Raw genomic sequence first — 18929 nt, 5'->3', positions numbered from 1 at the left:
ACGCCGGGTCGAATTACCACGAAAAATGGCTGCGCCAATCGCCTACAAGTCAATCGTACTGCCAATTCTGTAGACGAATGGGATACCATTCGCGACATCCATGTGCCTGTCAAAACAGATACCGAGCCTATGAACAACTCCCTGCAAAACAACCCGTCAGCGAATCCGGGAACCCGAAAACGCACCGCGTTTTTTATTTCCGATGGCACCGGCCTTACGGTAGAGGGCATCGGCCACAGCCTGCTCGCGCAATTCCGCGATCAACCGGTAGAACAGGTCACCGTGCCCTATGTGGACTCCGATGCGCGCGTTAACCAGGTGCTGCAACGCATTGAGCGTGCGGCCGAGGAGTCGGGCCTGCAACCCATCATCATCACCAGTATCGTGTCCGAAAAGATTCGCAAGCAGCTACACCAGAGCTCGGCCCTGATGCTGGACGTGTTCGAAAGCTATCTCGCGCCACTGGCCAACCTGTTTGGCACGGACCCCGTGCGCACTGTGGGTGTATCCCACGGTATTGCCGATGATCGACGCTACTCGGCACGTATCGACGCGGTCCATTTCGCCATGGACAACGATGATGGACGTCGCACACGGGAATTTGAAAGTGCAGACATCATTCTCGTGGGCGTATCCCGCTCCGGCAAGACACCGACCTGCCTGTATCTGGCACTGCAGTTCGGCTTGCGCGCTGCCAATTACCCGATCACTGAAGAGGACATGGATTCCACCGCACTGCCCAAGATACTGCGTCCCTACCGGCACAAACTGTTCGGCCTCACCATCGATCCGCGGCGACTGATGAGTATCCGTCAGGAGCGCCGGGCCAATAGCCGCTATGCCTCGCCCGAACAGTGCGAATTCGAGGTCCGCCAGGTTGAACAGATTCTGCGCCGGGCCCAGATTCCCTACCTGGATGCCACGGAGCTGTCGGTTGAAGAACTCGCCACCCGATTAATGTCCCAGGCCGGGATCGAGCGCAGAATCGACTAAATTTTCTTTAGAAGCGGGTTTTGGAGTAAAGTAGCGCCGCCCACAAGGCCGGCACTGCCTGCCGCCCGCGCGACGGCCCCTGGCAGCCTGATATGGAACCTGTGCGGTGAACCCGCCCGGAAGTTTGGTTGACGTTTTGCAAATACTTTCCCTGCCCTATTCCCCCAATACCGGCGCTGCCTTTGCGGCCCTGGCAGACATGCCCTACCCGGTGTGGCTCGACTCAGGTTTATCGGGCCCCCGCGGTGGACGCTTTGACATCCTGAGCGCCGACCCGGTCAACAATCTCACGCTATCGCCATCTGACCCGGCGCCCTTCGAAGCGCTGGACGACCTGCTATGTGAGCTGGCCCCTCAGGACGTGGATCAGCAACTGCCATTCTGCGGCGGCGCCATCGGCTACGCGGGCTATGAACTGGGCAACAGCGGTAATTTTCTGCCCGCCGATACACGCACTACCGCACTGCCGGCAGGCCACTTCGGCCTCTATACCTGGGCACTGATCGTCGATCACCAGCTGCAGGCAACCCACCTGATATTCCATCCTGCATGCACCAGCGTGCAGATGCGCGACCTGAAAGCGCGCTTCAGCAGTCTCGACTGGTCCCGCCCACCGCGCGGCGAGTCTTTCTCGCTGACCTCCAGTTTTCGCCACGAATTCAGTGCGGCGGAGTACCAGGCGCATATCGAGAAAATCCTCGCCTACATACGCGCGGGTGACATCTACCAGGCGAACTTTACCCAGCGCTTTGATGCCGACTTCGAGGGCTGTCCGCTCACTGCCTATCTGGCCCTTCGGGACGTCGCCGCGGGCCCGTTTTCGGCGTATTTGTCGATGCCACAGGGTTCGATTCTCAGCCTGTCTCCCGAGCGCTTTGTGCTCGCTGATGGCAACTTCTTGCAAACCGAACCCATCAAGGGCACAGCGCCCCGCAGCGCCGACGAAGCCCGGGATGCGGAGCTCGCCCGCACCCTTTGCGCAAGCCGCAAGGACCGCGCGGAAAACCTGATGATCGTGGACCTGCTGCGCAATGACTTTGGCAAGGTATGCCAGCGCGGCAGCGTACGGGTTCCCTCTCTGTTTGAACTCCAGAGTTTTACCAACGTACATCACCTGGTCAGCACCATTACCGGCCAGGTCCCCGAAGAAATGGAGTTCACCGACGTGCTTGCAGCCACCTTTCCCGGCGGCTCCATTACCGGGGCGCCGAAGCGACGGGCAATGCAAATCATCCGCGAACTGGAGCGCAGTCCGCGCGGCGTGTACTGCGGCAGCATCGGCTATATCAGCAGCTGCGGACGCGCCGATTCGAATATCGCCATCCGCACGCTGACCGCAAGCAATGGCCGTATCAGCTGCGCCGCCGGCGGTGGCATCGTGGCGGACTCCAACCCCGAGGCGGAACACAGGGAATGCCTGGACAAGGTGCGACTGCTGCTGGAGACCCTGGAAGCGCGCTTTTCCTGATCATCTCGGGTGAACCCAAATCGGGTTATAAAGCTATCGCCCTTCGATATTTCCACCGCCAACCGGACTCTGCTAGATTCCGCGCCAATCCCCATTCCAGATTTTGCCCGGCAAAGATTGTCGGGCCGTGAATCATAAGGCAGCGTCCCATGCGAATTACTCTGGTGAAAAAAGTCCTTGCCGATGGCTCCCTGTGCGCCAAGTGCAACGACGTCGAGCAGAAACTCAAGGAAAATGACCAGGAAAAGTTTCTCGACGAAATTCTGATCGCCGATGAGCGCGATCCGGAAAGTCCCGGTATGCAGCTTGCACAGCGCTTGAACGTACAGCGCGCCCCCTTCTTTGTAGTCGAAGAGGAAGGAAAGGAACCCGAGGTATATACGGTGTATTTCAAGTTCGTGAAAGAAGTGCTGAGCAAACAGTAACACCCATCAGCGCACAATATCCCAAACGCAAAAGCCCGGCTATTCAGCCGGGCTTTTGCGTTTTCTTTGCCTGTATTTCAAGGCCAGTCAATCGGACCAGAAATCAATAAACAGGCAGGTCGATATGCGAGAAGAGCTCGTCAACCTCTGCACGGGATGAGGCTTGAGCTGCCTGCTCTACCAGTTCGCGGGTCAGGTGTGGCGCAAACTGCTGAATAAACTCGTACATGAATCCGCGCAGGAAAATTCCCTTGCGGAAACCGATTTTCGTCACACTGCTTTCAAATAATTCGCTGGCATCCAGTGCGACCAGGTCACTATCCTCGTCTTCCACCGCTGCCATATCCGCCACGATACCAATGCCGAGGCCAAGGCGCACATACGTCTTGATGACATCCGCATCTGCCGCGGTAAATACCACTTTCGGCGAAAGCCCCTTCTCGAGGAATGCTTCGTCCAGTTTGGAGCGCCCGGTAAAGCCGAAAACATAGGTAACAATCGGGTACTTGGCGACATCTTCGAGGGTGAGCTTGGGTAATTGCGCTAGCTCATGCCCCTTCGGCACCAGGATACAGCGATTCCAGCGATATACCGGCATCATTACCAGATCACTGAACAGCTCCAGCGCCTCGGTAGCGATCGCAAAATCGGCGGTGCCATCGGCAGCCATTTCGGAAATCTGCATCGGCGTACCCTGATGCATATGCAGGGACACTTCAGGATAGCGGGCGATAAATCCCTTGATCACGGGTGGCAGCGCGTAACGCGCCTGGGTGTGGGTAGTAGCGATAGCAAGACTGCCGCGCTTGTCGTTACTGAATTCCTGTGCCACCTGCTTGATGTTTTCCACCTTGCGCATGATCTCGCCGGCGGTCTTCAGGATGGCCTCCCCGGCCGGGGTTACCCGCGTAAGGTGCTTGCCACTGCGGGCAAAAATTTCGACACCGAGCTCGTCCTCAAGCAGGCGAATCTGCTTACTGATCCCCGGCTGTGAGGTGAACAGACTCTGGGCCGTGGCTGAAACATTGAGGTCGTGATGCGCCACTTCCCAGATATAACGCAACTGCTGCAGCTTCATAGCCTCTCCCTGTCTACTGCTGGCTGCCTGTGCCATGATCCGGCAACGCTCAAATTTACGCCAGCCAACGGTTATAAAAACTTAGTGACTTTATGCTGGAAAAGAATAGCAGGCAAAAGCCCGCCGGGCCAACTACAGGCTATAACAACCTCTAAAAATTAAATAAAAAGTTACTAAAAGTGACTTCTAGGGGGGAGCAACGCGTCAATATTCGAAAGCTGGCGGAGGATTTCTCGCCAGTGATATGCGGGATTATTCTTCGACGTTGGCAATGCCATGGGGAACGTGACCCGTGGCCACATGGGCCGCGGCAGAGGCACAGTGATTGGGCTGATCATCAAAAAACACATCGGCGCCAAACGCACGCAGAAACTCGCCCTTGGGCAGGCCTCCGAGAAAAATGGATTCGTCGATGCGGATATTCCACGCCCGCAGGGTACGGATTACCCGTTCGTGGGCAGGGGCGGAGCGCGCGGTAACCAGTGCGGTACGGATAGGACAGGTTTCCGCGCGGAATTCAGCCTGTAACTGCTGCAGGGCTTCGAGAAAGCCCTTGAAAGGCCCACCCTGCAGCGGTTGCCGGGCGGAGGCGCGCTCGGCCGTCGTGAATGCTGCCAGGCCGTCGCGTTTGAAAATCTGCTCGGCCTCATCGGAAAAAAGTACGGCATCCCCGTCAAATGCAAAACGGAGCACCTCGTCGCCCCGCTCGCGGGCGCCACCGGGTATCAAGGTCGCGGCGGCGATCCCCTGCTCCAGCGCGCGACGCACATCACCGCCATCGGTAGACAGGAACAGATGACAACCAAATGGGGCAATATAGCGATAAGGGCTGCCGCCATTGCAGAAGGCGGCGCGGCTTATTTTAAGCCCGTAATGCTCAATAGAGTTGAACACCCGCAGTCCGGTATCGGCGCTATTGCGGGACAATAGGATGACCTCGACTCTGGGATCGCCGGGAAGCCGCTCGTTGATCTGCAGAAACTTCTCTACCAGTGAAAAAGCTTCACCCTTGGGTAACACATCGTTTTCACGTTCGACCTGGTAGGCAGAAAACGCCTCCACCCCCTGCTCTTCGTAGATCTGGTGGCTCTCGCGGAGGTCAAACAGTGCCCGCGAAGAGATCGCGATAATAAGCTTGTTACTGCCTGAAGCAGTGACGTGCGGATTGCTACTCATGGATATTCAAGAAATCAGGGGCCCTCGATATCGTCGAGGCCGGAGGGTTTTTCATCGTTGCGATGTGGCTCGAGCAACACCATCAACATATTTAACAGGTCCGCGCGGGTCCGCTCAGAGCGCACGCCCTGCTGATTGACAATCACCAGCATCATCGCGTGACAGGTTTCCAGGGTGGCGCGGGCCAGGCGATTGGTTTCATTGACCGGACAGGTAAAACCAAGGCGACGGAACATATCCATCAAATGGCTGATCACCAGTTCATCGTGCCGCTCGTCCAGCTCGTGCAGCTCGGGGATCCCCCACATGGCCTGCACCAGCGGCAGCAGACCGCGCTGCTCGCGATAGACCGACACCCACCTTTCCAACAGGTCATCGAGGAATTCCTTGAGGCTCAACTGCTCCAGCTCACTCGCGGCTAGCTCGTCGAGACGCTCGGTCAGGCTCGCCAGCCACTGCTCGCCCATGGCGTACAGGATGGCGTGCTTGTTGGGAAAGTAGTGGTAGACCGAACCTACCGAGACACCAAGTTCCTTGGCAATCAGAATGGTAGTGAGGTCATTTAGCCCCACCTGCTCCAGCAGACGTCCGGTGGTATCCAGTATCTGGCGAGCCCTTTCCCGGGCGCGGGCCTGGACAGGCTCCCGACGCGGCGACAACTGGTTTTTGCGGCGATTCTGTTCTGCAGTCGACACTTCGTAATCCTTTTCACTGAAGTGCCATTTTTATCACAAATGGGCCGCCTACTCATTAACAAAAAAAGCCGGCTCTGGGAGCCGGCTTTTTTGCTCAACCTGTGAGATGAAAGGAAAATGGATCAGAAACGGTAATCCAGGTTGACGCCGACAACGCGACCGCGAGACGGATCGGTTTTGGTGGCCGGCAGGTTGTACAGCGCATCTGCGTAGCCCCAGTGGTAGTACTCTTCGCCAGTCAGGTTCTCGGCGTAGATACCTGCGGTCCAGCTGTCTTCCGGAGAGGTCAGGGCCACACGCAGGTTCACCACGTTGCGGGCATCGAGTTTTACCGCCTCGGTATTTTCCAGCTCGGACCACTGCTCTCCGGTGTAGGTGTATTCACCAGAGTAAGAAAGCTCACCAAAGCTGGTGCTCTGGGTGTAGGTCAGCACAGTCGCGGAGGAGAACTTCGGAGAAAAGGCCATTTCGTTGCCGTTACAGCTATCACACAGCTCTTCCGGAGCGCCGCTGAACTCCGTATCCAGCAGCGCCGCACCCCAGTACAGGTCCAGGTTGTCGGTAATCAACCAGCGCGCGTCGACCTCCAGACCGCGCCCTTCGGATTCACCCACGTTTCGGGTGATTGCTGCCGCACCCACCCAGAATGCCTGCTGCATGTCGTCGTAGGTATACTGGAACGCGGCTGCGTTCAGCGCCAGACGGTTGTCCAGTAGGCGGGCCTTCACACCCAGCTCGTATGACAGTACCGTTTCTTCGTCGAACTTGCTCGGCTCGGCATTGCTGGCATTGACCTCGTAGCCCTGCTCCCACAGCCAGTCGGCCTGGCTCTCATAGGTGTCGCCGTAAGCCGGATCGGTAATGTGGTAGGACAGATAGTCAAAACCACCGGATTTGTAGCCGGTTGCAACGCTGGCGTAGGTGGTCAGCTCATCGCTGATCACATGAGTCAGGGTCGCGCGGCCAGATACGTTGCTCCAGGTGTTGTCACCGGTGATACCGTCTTCGTCGGTGTACATGGCCTGGTAGTTCCAACCACCAGTCCAGGTTTCCGGCCACGGAGACACCACGTCGTAGGTCTTCTGGTCTTCGGTGTAACGTACACCGAAGCCCAGTGTGGTGGCTTCAGAAAGGTCAAAAGTAGTGTTGGCAAACACGCCCCAGCCCTTGTAGTCGCCGAGAGTGTCAGCGGCTTCGATGGACAGATTGTCAGTGGCGTATTCCCAAGAATCTCCTTCAAAGCCAAACGCTTCATCGAGGACGTCCTGCGGCAGTGCGTCACAGGTTACGAAGCTGTCGAGCCCCTCTTCCCACTCGTCCGCATAGATGCCGTCACAGATAAAGTCTTCGTTGTCGATACCAGCAAAGTCCGCGTCCAGTTCTTCCTGGTAGTAAGACGCGCCCAGCACGTAGTTGAACGGACCGCTGCTGTTGGAGGCAATACGGAATTCCTGACTGAAGAAATCGCCAGTCTGCTCACGAGTGTAGGTATCGATCGGCTGTGGAGTGCCATCGAAGTCTTCACGGTAGGAGTACTTGTGCGACTTGTAACCGGTAATGGAAGTCAGGGTGTTGCCACCGGCGAACTCGTGCTCAACGGTCAGTACAACGTCGGCGATCTCGGACTGGTCGAGGCCATCGGCGTCGTTGTAAACCTGGTCGTAGTCACCTTCCGGGATGTCGTAGTTGTAACCCGCATCGTTGTCGAAGGCGCGATAAATGGTGCCGTCGCTCTCGCGATCTTCGTACTGCGCCATCAGGGTCACAGTCGTGGCATCGGTGGCGTCGTATACCGCGGTGATACGCGCGGCGTTCAGTTCGCTGGCACCCAGGTCGCGACCGGTAGTGAGGTTCTCGACGTGACCGTCTTGAGAGAAATGCTTACCGGAGATGCGCACAGAGAAATCTTCGCTTACCGGAACGTCGACACCACCTTCCAGCTCGGTGCGGCCGTACTGACCGGCGCCCACAGAGATGTCGCCGGCAAATACTTCACCCGGCTTTCTGGAAACCATGGAGATGGCACCGGAAGCGGTGTTGCGGCCGAACAGAGTGCCCTGCGGGCCCTTGATCACTTCTACGCGCTCGAGGTCGTACATGCTTGGGGTGGCACCGGTGCGACTCTGGTAGACGCCATCAAGGAAAATACCCAGAGCCGGGTCACTGCCGCTACCGAAGCTGTTGTTGTTTACACCGCGCACGGAAACAGAGTCGAAGTAGGAATCGTTGGTCTCGCCGGAAACGCCCGGGGTGAGCGCAAACAGGTCCTTGAAATCGCTCAGGTTGCTGTTCTTAACGGTATCACCGGTAAATGCGGTGACCGCCGCGGGTACGTCTTTCAGGGACTCCGCACGCATCTGCGCGGTAACAGTCACCTCTTCAATCTGATCTGCCGCCACAGCTACGCTACTGACAGCCATTACGGCAGCACCGATAGTTGTAGCGAGCAGGTTCTTTTTGGCCACAAGCGGCTGTGTTGATAGCGTCATCTTTACTCCCCTTAGGTTATTTTTATCGGGTTTCTGCCCATTCAATACCACTTAGGACGGACCCAGTAACTGAAGCGACCGGTCTGTTATCCCACAAACCGAACAATCATTCAACTTTCTATTCAACGGCCCAGCTTATCCTTCAAGCTGTAATAGAGCATTCCCGCTACCAGCCCTGGCCAACGCAGCAGTGTTCCACCGGGGAAACTGCGTGTCGGAATACGCGACAATATATCAAACCTTTCCTCGGTACCGGCAATCACTTCCGAGATGATTTTCCCGGCGAAGGTGGCGGTCGGAACCCCGTGCCCGGAGTAGCCTTGGCTGTAATAAACATTGGGTTCCAGGCGTCCGATACTCGGCATCCGGTTGAGGGTGATCGCCAGCGTTCCCCCCCATCCGTAATCGATGCGGGTATCGGCGAGCTGCGGGTAGACTTCCAGCATGTATTTGCGCACGAAAGCGCGAATATCTTGAGGGAAACGGGAGGTGTAATTCTCTCCCCCGCCGAAAACCAGCCGGTTGTCACCGGAGAGTTTCCAATAGTTGATCACAAACAGCGTGTCTTGAAGCGCGTAATCGTTCGCTATCAATTCCCGTGCCAGATCCTCGGGCAACGGCTCCGTTGCCAGCACAAAATTATTGATCGGCATGATCCGACCGGCCATTCGCGGCTCCAGATTACCCAGGTAACCGTTGCAGGCCAGCAATACATTGCGCGCACGCACACGGCCCTTGGCGGTATTCACCACACAGGGGTTACCACCCGTGTAACTAGTGACACGGCTGTGCTCAAAAAACTGTACACCGGCCTTCTCGGCTGCCGCCGCAAGCCCCAGTGCAAAATTAAGCGGGTGCAGATGCAGTGAACCTGAATCAATTTGCCCGCCAGAGTAGCGTTCAGAACCCACCAGAGAGCGAACCTCCTCTTTCTCCGCGTAGCGGATCTGGTCGTAGCCGTAACGCTCGTTCAGTAGCTCGACCTCTTCTTTAAGGCCGGCATCGTGACTGGGCTTGGCCGCCAGGTGCATGATGCCCCGCTTGAGGTCGCACTGGATATCGTGCTTGTGGATCAGGCTCTCTACCAGTTGCACCGCTTCGATCCCCATATCCCACAGGGATTTTGCGGTTTCCAGGCCGAGCATTTTTTCCAGGTCTTCCTGGCCCTTGCGCTGCCCCACGCCCACATGGCCACCATTGCGCCCGGATGCACCCCATCCGACCCGCTCCGCTTCGAGCACCACCACTTTGTAGCCCTGCTCAGCGAGGTGCAATGCAGAGGACAGACCGGTGTAGCCCGCACCAATAACGCACACGTCCGCCTCAATCTCGCCGCCGAGCGCACCATAAGCGGGCGCATGGTTGGCACTAGCAGCGTAATATGAGTCGGTATGGCCAAGTAACTTGGTTACTGTTCCGTTAACAGCCATGAAAAATCTCCGATACAAACAAATGGGCAACGGCGTTCTCGATGGTCCCTGAGAGACCTGAAAAAGCGAAAACATGAAAAACCGAAGCATTATTCAATATTTCTTGAATGATAATTCGGTTTTTTGCCATAATCAAAGCCCACGTGCCGAAAGACCCTCTGGTCCACGACACGGCCCCGCCCTTCACTGCCGGTTTAAGTGGCGAAGGCGGGTTATATACTTGGGCCTGTAAGCGGGCCCACATGAACCCCGATTTTGGGGATAAAGGCCTTTAATCAACAAGGTGTACCATGGATAAGATTACCCAGTGGCTCGCAGAACACTCCATTTCCGAGGTCGAGTGCCTGGTACCGGACATGTCCGGAAATGCGCGGGGCAAATTTACCCCCACCGATAAATTCCTCACCGAAGACAGCCGCCTGCCGGAAAGTATTCTGGTGCAGACCGTCACCGGCGACTACGTCGATGAGCACAACGAGCTGGTAGACCCGGCGGACACCGACATGCTCCTTGTGCCGGACCCGGACTCCATCCGCCTGAACCCCTGGGCCAATGAGCCCACGGCACAGATTATCCACGACTGCTATACCCGGGACGGCCAGCCCCACCCCATCAGCACCCGTAACATCCTGAAGTTTGTGCTGGACAAGTACGCCGAACAGGGCTGGCAGCCGGTTGTTGCACCAGAGGTCGAATTCTATCTGGTAAAACGCAATCTCGATCCCGACGAAAAGCTCTCTGCTCCGGTGGGACGCTCCGGGCGCACGGAAAAGACCCGCCAGTCGTACAGCATCGACGCGGCCAACGAATACGAGGCCATCATCGAGGACATGTACGACTTCTGTGAAGCGCAGGGCCTGGATGTAGATACCCTGATTCACGAGTCCGGCACCGCGCAGATGGAAATCAATTTCCTGCATGGTGACCCGCTGAAACTCGCCGACCAGGTTTTCACCTTCAAGCGCACGGTGCGCGAGACCGCACTGCGCCACGGCATTTACGCCACCTTTATGGCCAAGCCGATGGAAGATGAGCCGGGTAGCGCGTTGCACCTGCACCAGAGCATCGTGGATGCGAAGACCGGCAAAAATATTTTTGTCGATGACGACGGTGTAGAGAATGAACGCTTCCGCCACTTTATCGGCGGAATGCAGAAGTACACTCCCGGCTTCATCACCTTCTTTGCCCCGAACGTGAACTCTTACCGTCGCTTCACCCCGGAAATGGCAGCGCCAACCAGTCTGCACTGGGGCTATGACAACCGCACTACCGGACTGCGGGTCCCAGACAGCTCTCCCCAGGCGAAGCGTCTTGAAAACCGCTTCCCGGGCGCGGACTGCAACCCGTACCTGGCTATCGCCACCTCCCTGGCTTGCGGCTACCTGGGCATGATGAACAAGGTCACACCCAGTGAACCCTACACTGGCGACTGCTCATCAGAGCCCATTACCCTGCCGCGGACCCAGGAACATGCGCTGAGCCTGCTGGCGGAATGCCCCGAAGCGGTGGAAATGTTCGGCGATACCTTCGTGCGCGCATGGGCAGCCATCAAGCGCGATGAATACGAAGAGTTCAACCGCGTGATCAGCTCCTGGGAGCGAGAGTACCTGCTGCTCAACGTCTGACATCTAGCCCGCTATAAAAAAACCCGGCAATCGCCGGGTTTTTTTATGGGCGTATACCCGGGCTTTTTGGCCCGGGCTACTCGCCAGTTAAACAAGATTACTTGTGACTCGGGTCTTTCCAGTAATCCTTGACCGTATCCTTCATCTCCCGTGCGAGCACCGAGATACCGAACAGGTTTGGCAGCGTCATCAATACAATGGCGACTGCAGACAGGTTCCAAATAACCGTAGTGTCTTCGATCGCGGCCCAGAAAAAGGCCACAACATACACGAGCCGATATGGCATCACCGCCTTGGGCCCGAACAGGTAGATCATCGAGCGGTCACCATAATAGGACCACGCAATCGCCGTAGAGAAGGCAAATAGCAAGATCCCCAGAGTAACGATGTAACTACCGTACTCGCCAAAGAACCCCTTCTGGAATGCGCGGTTGGTCAACGCTACCGAGTGCAGCAGAGAGTTACCCCACACATCCACATTCATATTTACCAGACGACCGTCATTCACATTGAGCACGCCCGAGAAGTTGTCGTCCCCTACCCGGAACTCGACACCTTCGGCAACAGAGCGGGAGTTGATCACGGTGAATTCATTGGTATTCAGAGCCTGACCATCCGCAACCACAATAGTGCCGGTATACGGGCGCACATCGCTATCGTGACCACTCAGGAAACCGAAAAGCTGGCGTACGTCGGCTTCATCTTTATCGGTATAGTCCCCGGCAACCACACGCATGTCCGCGCGCTCAAACCGGTTCATATGTTTTTCCGTCCACACACCGGAAGACAGGATCACCAGGCCAGTCAGGGTACAAATGATCAGGGTGTCGATAAACGGCTCGAGCAGGGAAACCATCCCCTCGGACACCGGCTCATCCGCACGTGCCGCGGCGTGCGCAATCGGCGCAGAGCCCTGACCTGCTTCGTTTGAGAAGAGCCCGCGGTTCACACCGCGGTTAAAGGCATAGGCAAAGCTGGCACCGAGGAATCCACCCATGGCCGCACTGCCGTTGAATGCACCGGAGAATACCGCAGCAAAAGACGGGATGATGTTCTGGTAGTTATAAATGATGACTGCCAGTGCACCGATAATGTACAGCGCCGCCATCACGGGAACGATGGTAGAGGTAACCTTAGCGATACGGGTGATACCGCCGATGATGACCATGCCGAGCAAGATTGCCAGTACACCGCCAGTGACCATTTTGCTGAGGCCGAAGGTATCGTACATGGCCTGGGCAATATTGTTGACCTGCGGAAGGCTGCCGGTGCCGAAGGAGCTGATCACAGTCGCGATTGCAAAGAGCACCGCAAGCCACTTCATGTTCAGACGGCGCTCCATGTAGAACATGGGGCCACCCGCGTAGTAACCATCCGCAGCCTTGATACGGTATTTGTGGGACAGGGTTACTTCGACAAACTTGGTTGTCATACCGAGGAATGCGGTCACCCACATCCAGAACAGTGCAGCCGGGCCACCGAGGAAGATGGCGAGCCCCACACCGCCGATATTACCGGTACCTACCGTGCCCGACAGGGCCGTAGACAGCGCCTGGAAGTGCGAAGTATCACCGGGATCACCGGGCTTGTCGTACTTACCACGGACAATCTTGATCGCGTGGCCAAAGTAGCGGATTTGCGGAAACCCCAGGTACAGGGTGAAGAAAAAGCCAACCGCCAACAGTACATAAGGGAACCAAAACGCGGACCCCAAAAAACCGTCCAGCGTTAACAACAATTGATTGAATGATTCCAAACCAACCCCCACAACATTATATTTTTGATTAATTTTCCACCAGCCTGCCTGCAATATCACCGCGCTCGGGCACAACAACAACCGGGCAACGCCGAAAAATCTGAATCACCCCTTCCGCGCTGGTAGTACAGAGGAAAGTTCCGGGTAATTCAGCGCACGGCAGATTAGCAGCTTCATTCTGGAGAGAACAGTAATCCGCCAATCATCAGCAGCATAGTCCTTATTTCTGCCAAGATTTAAACAATTCTCTAATTTTTTTGCTAAAACAGGCAATTCTGTCGCAAATCTTTTCGATCATTTCCTGCACACACCGCCGTCACGGAAAAATATTCCTCTCCCGCGCGTCGGGTTTTGCCGTGCAGATCTCCCCACCCTACTCTGCGCCCGCCCAACTACTACGAAATCCTGTGCGCTGGGGAAACACCCCAAACTGTCCACCGGTGTGTACAAACACCAGGTTTTCACAATCTGCATAGCGCCCGGCCTTTATGTCCTGCAACATGCCGTGGAATGCCTTCCCGGTGTAGACCGGATCCAGCAATATTCCTTCCAGCTGCGCGGCCAGAGCAATGGTTTGGTAAATTTCTTCTGTGGCAATGGCATATCCAGGCCCGATGTAATCATCAATAACCTGAATCTGCTGCGTTTCCAGGCGATGTGGTTGCTGATATCGCCGCGCCCAATCTTCTACATCTTCGCGTATCTTGTTTACAAAATACTCAGTGCTGTCACACACCGCATAACCGGTTACCTGCACGCCTTCAGCGAAGATCTGACTACCCAGAATCAGTCCGGCCTGGGTACCTCCACTACCGCTGGCGCATATCAGCTGATCCGGGGTAAAGCCTTCGCGCTGGCAATCCTCAAGTAATTCCTGAGCCCCCTGGATGTAACCCCAGATACCGAGACCATCACTACCTCCGGTGGGAATGCACAGTGCGCGGTCCCCCTGCTTTTCATAGATTCCAGTCCAGTGTTCAAACAGATTGGGCAACTGGTCAACATACTCCCTCAATGGATAGAGCGAGACCTCAGCACCAGCGAGATAATCCACCAGCAGGTTGCCATCCGGTACGGCGGTGTCATCCCGTGCGCCTGCACCCTGACGTAAGATCAGGTGCGCCTTAAGTCCGCACTTGGCAGCTGCCAGCGCCGTTGCGCGGCAGTGATTGGACTGCTCGCCACCGCAGGTAATCAGCGTATTGCAACCCCTGGCGCGGGCCTCGGCAATGATGAATTCAAGCTTGCGCAGCTTGTTGCCGGACATTGCGCTCTCTGTCAGGTCGTCCCGCTTGATCCAGATTTTTGGACCGCCGTAAGGCATAGAAAAATGTTCGCTGATCCTTTCGAGCGGCTGCAGTGGCGTCGGCAAGTTGGCCAGGCGCTCTCGCGCTGGATATTCAATGTTCACTCCATCCCCCTGTTTTCCTGAAACGCGATCGGGTAACTACATTAGCAGGATAAAAAATACGAGACATAAAAAAACCCGGTATGTGGGTACCGGGTTTTCTATCTGCATAGGGGCCGCCAATGAAAAGCTCACCGGCAACCGACCAGGCTCAGATATTCTTGATGGTGCCTTTGGGCAGTACCGCATGCACTGCAACCTTCTGGAACTTCAGCTTCATGTTGTCAGCCACTTCCAGAATCAGGTAGTCATCATCTACTTTTTCTACACGTCCCAGCATACCGCTGGTCATTACCACTTCATCGCCCTTTTTCAGAGCGCCAACCAGATCCTGGTGCTCTTTCTGACGCTTGCGCTGCGGACGAATAATAAACAGCCACATAAACACAAACAGGCCACCGAACATCAACAGGGTAATCAGCGGGTTGCCCTGAGGAGCCGGAGCTGCCTCTTGTGCCATTGCAGCAGGAATAAAGAAATCCATGGTCTAAACCTCGATAGAGTCAGTCGAAAAATCTGGGGCCAACTCTAACGGCTTTGACAAAATGAGGCAATCCAGAGCACCGGAGTTTACCGGGGCCCTGGACTACGTGATGCGAGGTTGATATCTGGCGCGCTTAAAAACGCTGGCGTACCTGTCTGCGATATCCAGTGGGAGACATTCCAGTCCAACGCTTGAAGGCGCTGGTGAAACTGGTCCGGTCGGAAAAATCCAGAATGCGGGAAATGCCATCAACGCTAAGCGCAGTATCCTTAAGGAAATGCACTGCGTGGCGGAAACGAACGTGATCGCGCAGAGAGGCGAAACTGAGATTGTGCTCCTGCAGACGACGCTGCAAGGTGCGGGTGGACATACTGAGGTCAGATGCCACCGGTCGAATGGCCAGAGATGCCTTTCCAATCCGTTGTTCCAGCACGTCGATGACTCGAGCGGCGATACCGAAGCTGGTTGCCTCCGGCGGCGCCAGCAGCTGATCAAGAATGTTCGGATCTCCGGACAGTCTTGCCTGCTGCAGGGGTTTGTCTTCTGAGAGCGAAGCTTGGTCTGGCTGAATATGGTTCATTGAGCTGCTCCTTGATGGGTTCCTTGAGCCGCGGTTATTGTTCTACGCCCGCTTCCTGCGAGTCCCTATTTACCACTGCCAGCTATTTTGCCGCTTTATGCGACCGCTGACTACTACCTGGGTGCGGGGCGCACCTGAAAACAGGCATCGAAGCCTACCCAGAGTGTTTCTTTTTTGTACAACTTCCTCGCACCACACCCAATCGCTCTGGGCCAGACGGTTGAGCGGCGCTCCTTTACACAAGCCAGTATAGACCATCTGGGGAGAATGCAAGGGACGACAGTAAATTTTTTTTAATTGCCGCACAAAAAGATACTGCCGCCACCCTTCCGGTCAATCCCCAGGGGACTTTCCTGTCACACTGACCGTCTAATAATGGACCTCTCCCGTATTTCGTAACTAATGAAAGGAGTCAGACCAGGTTTTCGTCAATCCACGCCAGCACATCGTCGTGGTGGGTCTTGGTTTTGAACTTGTCCATCACGTGCTGCAAACGGCCGGCTTTATCGATAATAAAGGTAGTGCGAATCAGCCCCATATATTCGCGCCCCATGAACTTCTTTAGCCCCCAGCAACCGTACTTGTCGGCGATCTGGTGATCTTCGTCCGCGAGCAGATCGAAGTTGAGCTCATGCTTCTCCATAAACTTGTGTAGTTTCGCCTCTGGATCGGGGCTCAGCCCCAGCACCACTGTATCGCGACTTTCAAACTCCGCAGCGCTGTCGCGGATACCGCAAGCTTGCGTAGTACAGCCGGGCGTCAGCGCCTTGGGATAAAAATACAGCACGACATTCTTCTGATCCCGAAAATCCTTGAGCGCCACCTTTTCACCATTCTGGTTTTTCAGTGTAAATACCGGTGCAAGGTTGCCGATCTTAGGATGCGCCATGGTCTCTCCCCTGGTGTGAAAGCAATAGATTAAAAAAGAGCCCGCAACTCTCGCTGCGGGCCCCGCATATTATATCCACTAGAACCACGCATACGTGAGTGCGCGATTCAAAAGTCCTGCAGTCTGAAGCTCTGCTCTTTGCGTGCACGCAATCCGCATGTACCGAGTTTTTCAACCAGTGCAGCCCTTTCCGCATCGGTAAGAAACTCACCGACTTCCAGGCAACCTTCCGGACCGCTAAAGGTAACCGAAGCGGGTTCTGCCGGTGTCGACCCCATACGCACCAGTATGGCGAGACTGTCGCGCTCAAACTCCGTGTGGTACACCGGGCGCTTGAGACTGCCCCGGCTGGTATCCAGCATTACGCGATCATCACTGATACGGATCACCTCGCGGCGCGTCCCCTCCATATAGACGTACCCAAACAATACCGCGAGCAACAGTACTTCGAGCCCCGCAAAGGGAATCACCATCCAGGCCCCTGCCAGGGCAAAGGCAACGCTGATACCGAGCGAAACTGCCACCAGGGAAATAAAAACCCAGAGATTCCCCGCCAACGACAGGGACTGATTGGGCGCGAGGAGGATACAGGCCCGGCGCCCGCGCACGCCGCCGACTTCTTTGACCATGGGTACATCGTCCATCACTGTGATTTTTTCAGTGTAGGACAGCGATTTTTTGAACCAAGGGTCACGACCACCGCGTAGCCATTCCCTGGATACGCCCTGACGGCCGTAGCCTGTGGTCTATCAGCTACAATCAGAACCGGACGGCGTACCCGCTGGTCACTCTCCGCCTCCCCGACCTCTTTGCGCCGCGGGGCTGGATTTTCGCGCAATCAGGGGGCAAGATGCCGGCGTTTATAGCCGAGCGCGTCCACAAGCCGCGTGTACGATGAGCATAAATAGCCGCGTGAAAGCAACTGCCCCGCTAGGGGACAGTGGAAGGCGACACCAGCAAACGCGAACAACAAGAGCACCATCATGCAAGTTGAATCCATCGATACCCTCCTCAAATCCACTCAGCGTGAGGGCGAAACGGCCCGCGTGCAGGGCTGGATCCGTACCCGCCGCGACTCCAAGGCGGGTTTGTCGTTCCTCGCCGTCCACGACGGCAGCTGTTTTGACCCGATCCAGGTAGTGGTGGAGTCCTCCATCAATAACTACCAATCAGAAGTCCTGCGCCTGACCACTGGCTGCGCGGTGGACATTGAAGGCACCATCAAGCCTTCCGAGGGTAAGGGGCAGTCGATTGAGCTGCTCGCCAGCAGCGTCACTGTGGTTGGCTGGGTCGAAGATCCCGACACCTACCCCATGTCCCCCAAGCGCCACAGTATGGAGCACCTGCGTGAGCACGCGCACCTGCGTCCGCGCACCAACGTAAGTGGCGCCGTGGCACGGGTACGCAACTGTATCGCCCAGGCCGTACACCGCTTCTTCCACGAACGCGGCTTCAACTACATACACACCCCGATCATCACCGCATCCGACTGTGAAGGCGCGGGTGAAATGTTCCGCGTCAGCACCCTGGACCAGACCAACCTGCCCCTGACCGACAAGGGTGAAGTGGACTACAGCGAAGACTTTTTCGGCGAAGAGACCTTCCTCACCGTATCAGGCCAGCTGAACGTGGAAAGTTACTGCCTGGCGCTGTCCAAGGTGTATACCTTTGGCCCCACCTTCCGCGCGGAAAACTCGAACACCACCCGCCATCTGGCAGAGTTCTGGATGGTGGAGCCGGAAATTGCGTTTGCCGACCTGGCAGACTGCGCCAACCTTGCGGAAGAGATGCTGAAATATGTATTCCGTGCGGTTCTGGAAGAGCGCCCTGACGATATGGCGTTCTTCGCCCAGCGTATCGACAAGGAAGCGATCAGCCGCCTGGAAAACATCATCGATAACGACTTCGCGCGCATCAACTATTGCGAGGCCATTGAGATCCTCGAGAACTGCAAAGAGAAGTTCGAGTTCCCGGTATCCTGGGGCATCGATCTGGCCTCCGAGCACGAGCGCTACCTGGCCGAGAAGCACTTCAAGAAACCGGTGATCGTGCTCAACTACCCGAAAGACATCAAGGCGTTCTACATGCGCATGAACGACGATGGCAAAACCGTGGCGGCAATGGACGTACTCGCACCGGGCATTGGCGAAATCATCGGCGGCTCCCAGCGCGAGGAACGTCTGGACAAGCTGGATGCGCGAATGGATGAAATGGATATCCCGAAAGAACACCTGGACTGGTACCGGGACCTGCGCCGCTACGGCACCGTGCCCCACGGTGGTTTCGGCCTCGGGTTCGACCGCATCGTGTCTTACGTAACCGGCATGGGCAACATCCGCGACGTTATCCCCTTCCCGCGCACACCGCGCAATGTGAAGTTCTGATCCAGGGACTTCGCCCTTGATAGATACGGCTGAGGGTAAAACCTCAGGC

Annotated in this window: 16 protein-coding genes; 5 read left to right on the top strand and 11 right to left on the bottom strand. The window is 56.3% G+C overall.

Translation table 11 applies throughout. The features are described from left to right. Positions 1-129: 129 nt before the first annotated feature. From ppsR to ACONT6_RS08050, 3 genes are all read left to right on the top strand, one after another. The gene (gene ppsR, locus ACONT6_RS08060) at positions 130-993 is read left to right on the top strand and encodes a posphoenolpyruvate synthetase regulatory kinase/phosphorylase PpsR (protein ID WP_428821204.1); all 864 of its coding nucleotides are present in this window, start codon (positions 130-132) and stop codon (positions 991-993) included. A gap of 136 nt (positions 994-1129) precedes the next feature. Next, complete coding sequence (gene pabB / locus ACONT6_RS08055; RefSeq protein WP_428821203.1) at positions 1130-2461, top strand: aminodeoxychorismate synthase component I; 1332 nt, start codon at positions 1130-1132, stop codon at positions 2459-2461. 149 nt (positions 2462-2610) lie between these two features. Beyond that, positions 2611-2886 carry a hypothetical protein gene (locus ACONT6_RS08050; protein WP_428821202.1) on the top strand — a complete coding sequence of 92 codons (276 nt, stop codon included), beginning with the start codon at positions 2611-2613 and terminating at the stop codon, positions 2884-2886. Between the two features lie 103 nt (positions 2887-2989). Here ACONT6_RS08050 and cysB read toward each other — a convergent pair whose 3' ends face one another. From cysB to ACONT6_RS08025, 5 genes are all read right to left on the bottom strand, one after another. Continuing rightward, positions 2990-3964: an HTH-type transcriptional regulator CysB gene (gene cysB / locus ACONT6_RS08045; RefSeq protein ID WP_078083654.1), complete on the bottom strand. Its 975-nt coding sequence runs from the start codon at positions 3962-3964 to the stop codon at positions 2990-2992. Between the two features lie 252 nt (positions 3965-4216). Next, positions 4217-5140, bottom strand: coding sequence for a 5'-nucleotidase (locus tag ACONT6_RS08040; protein WP_428821201.1), 924 nt, complete (start codon positions 5138-5140; stop codon positions 4217-4219). A gap of 14 nt (positions 5141-5154) precedes the next feature. After that, positions 5155-5835, bottom strand: coding sequence for a TetR/AcrR family transcriptional regulator (locus ACONT6_RS08035; protein WP_428821200.1), 681 nt, complete (start codon positions 5833-5835; stop codon positions 5155-5157). Between the two features lie 122 nt (positions 5836-5957). Continuing rightward, positions 5958-8324 (bottom strand): TonB-dependent receptor, encoded by a 2367-nt coding sequence (locus tag ACONT6_RS08030; protein WP_428821199.1) that lies wholly within the window; start codon positions 8322-8324, stop codon positions 5958-5960. Positions 8325-8446: 122 nt separating this feature from the next. After that, a complete protein-coding gene (locus tag ACONT6_RS08025) occupies positions 8447-9754 on the bottom strand; it encodes an NAD(P)/FAD-dependent oxidoreductase (protein ID WP_428821198.1) in 1308 nt (435 codons plus the stop codon). A gap of 290 nt (positions 9755-10044) precedes the next feature. On the opposite strand from ACONT6_RS08025, the gene ACONT6_RS08020 reads away from it, so the two are divergent. Continuing rightward, on the top strand, positions 10045-11379 hold the full coding sequence (locus tag ACONT6_RS08020) for a glutamine synthetase family protein (RefSeq protein ID WP_078083649.1): 1335 nt from the start codon (positions 10045-10047) through the stop codon (positions 11377-11379). 97 nt (positions 11380-11476) lie between these two features. Here the strand turns inward: ACONT6_RS08020 and ACONT6_RS08015 are convergent, their stop codons facing one another. The 6 genes from ACONT6_RS08015 to ACONT6_RS07990 all read right to left on the bottom strand — a co-directional run bounded on the left by ACONT6_RS08015 (position 11477) and on the right by ACONT6_RS07990 (position 17140). Beyond that, entirely contained in the window at positions 11477-13093 is a 1617-nt protein-coding gene (locus tag ACONT6_RS08015) for an alanine/glycine:cation symporter family protein (RefSeq protein WP_428821197.1), read from the bottom strand. 415 nt (positions 13094-13508) lie between these two features. Then, positions 13509-14546: a D-cysteine desulfhydrase family protein gene (locus tag ACONT6_RS08010; protein WP_428821196.1), complete on the bottom strand. Its 1038-nt coding sequence runs from the start codon at positions 14544-14546 to the stop codon at positions 13509-13511. 148 nt (positions 14547-14694) lie between these two features. Then, entirely contained in the window at positions 14695-15027 is a 333-nt protein-coding gene (gene yajC, locus ACONT6_RS08005) for a preprotein translocase subunit YajC (RefSeq protein WP_078083647.1), read from the bottom strand. Positions 15028-15160: 133 nt separating this feature from the next. Then, positions 15161-15607, bottom strand: coding sequence for a helix-turn-helix domain-containing protein (locus ACONT6_RS08000; protein WP_043316188.1), 447 nt, complete (start codon positions 15605-15607; stop codon positions 15161-15163). A 412-nt stretch (positions 15608-16019) separates the two neighbouring features. Continuing rightward, positions 16020-16496, bottom strand: coding sequence for a thioredoxin-dependent thiol peroxidase (bcp, locus tag ACONT6_RS07995; RefSeq protein ID WP_428821195.1), 477 nt, complete (start codon positions 16494-16496; stop codon positions 16020-16022). Between the two features lie 107 nt (positions 16497-16603). Next, on the bottom strand, positions 16604-17140 hold the full coding sequence (locus tag ACONT6_RS07990; protein WP_428821194.1) for a DUF2244 domain-containing protein: 537 nt from the start codon (positions 17138-17140) through the stop codon (positions 16604-16606). A 339-nt stretch (positions 17141-17479) separates the two neighbouring features. Here ACONT6_RS07990 and asnS point away from each other — a divergent pair, with 339 nt between their 5' ends. After that, a complete protein-coding gene (asnS, locus tag ACONT6_RS07985) occupies positions 17480-18880 on the top strand; it encodes an asparagine--tRNA ligase (protein ID WP_428821193.1) in 1401 nt (466 codons plus the stop codon). Positions 18881-18929: the final 49 nt, after the last annotated feature.

Origin of the sequence: Microbulbifer sp. MCCC 1A16149 (assembly GCF_050368945.1) — a bacterium.
Lineage (GTDB): Bacteria > Pseudomonadota > Gammaproteobacteria > Pseudomonadales > Cellvibrionaceae > Microbulbifer.
The sequence above is the reverse complement of the archived record's forward strand: the minus strand, read 5'-3'. Positions and strand labels throughout refer to the sequence as shown.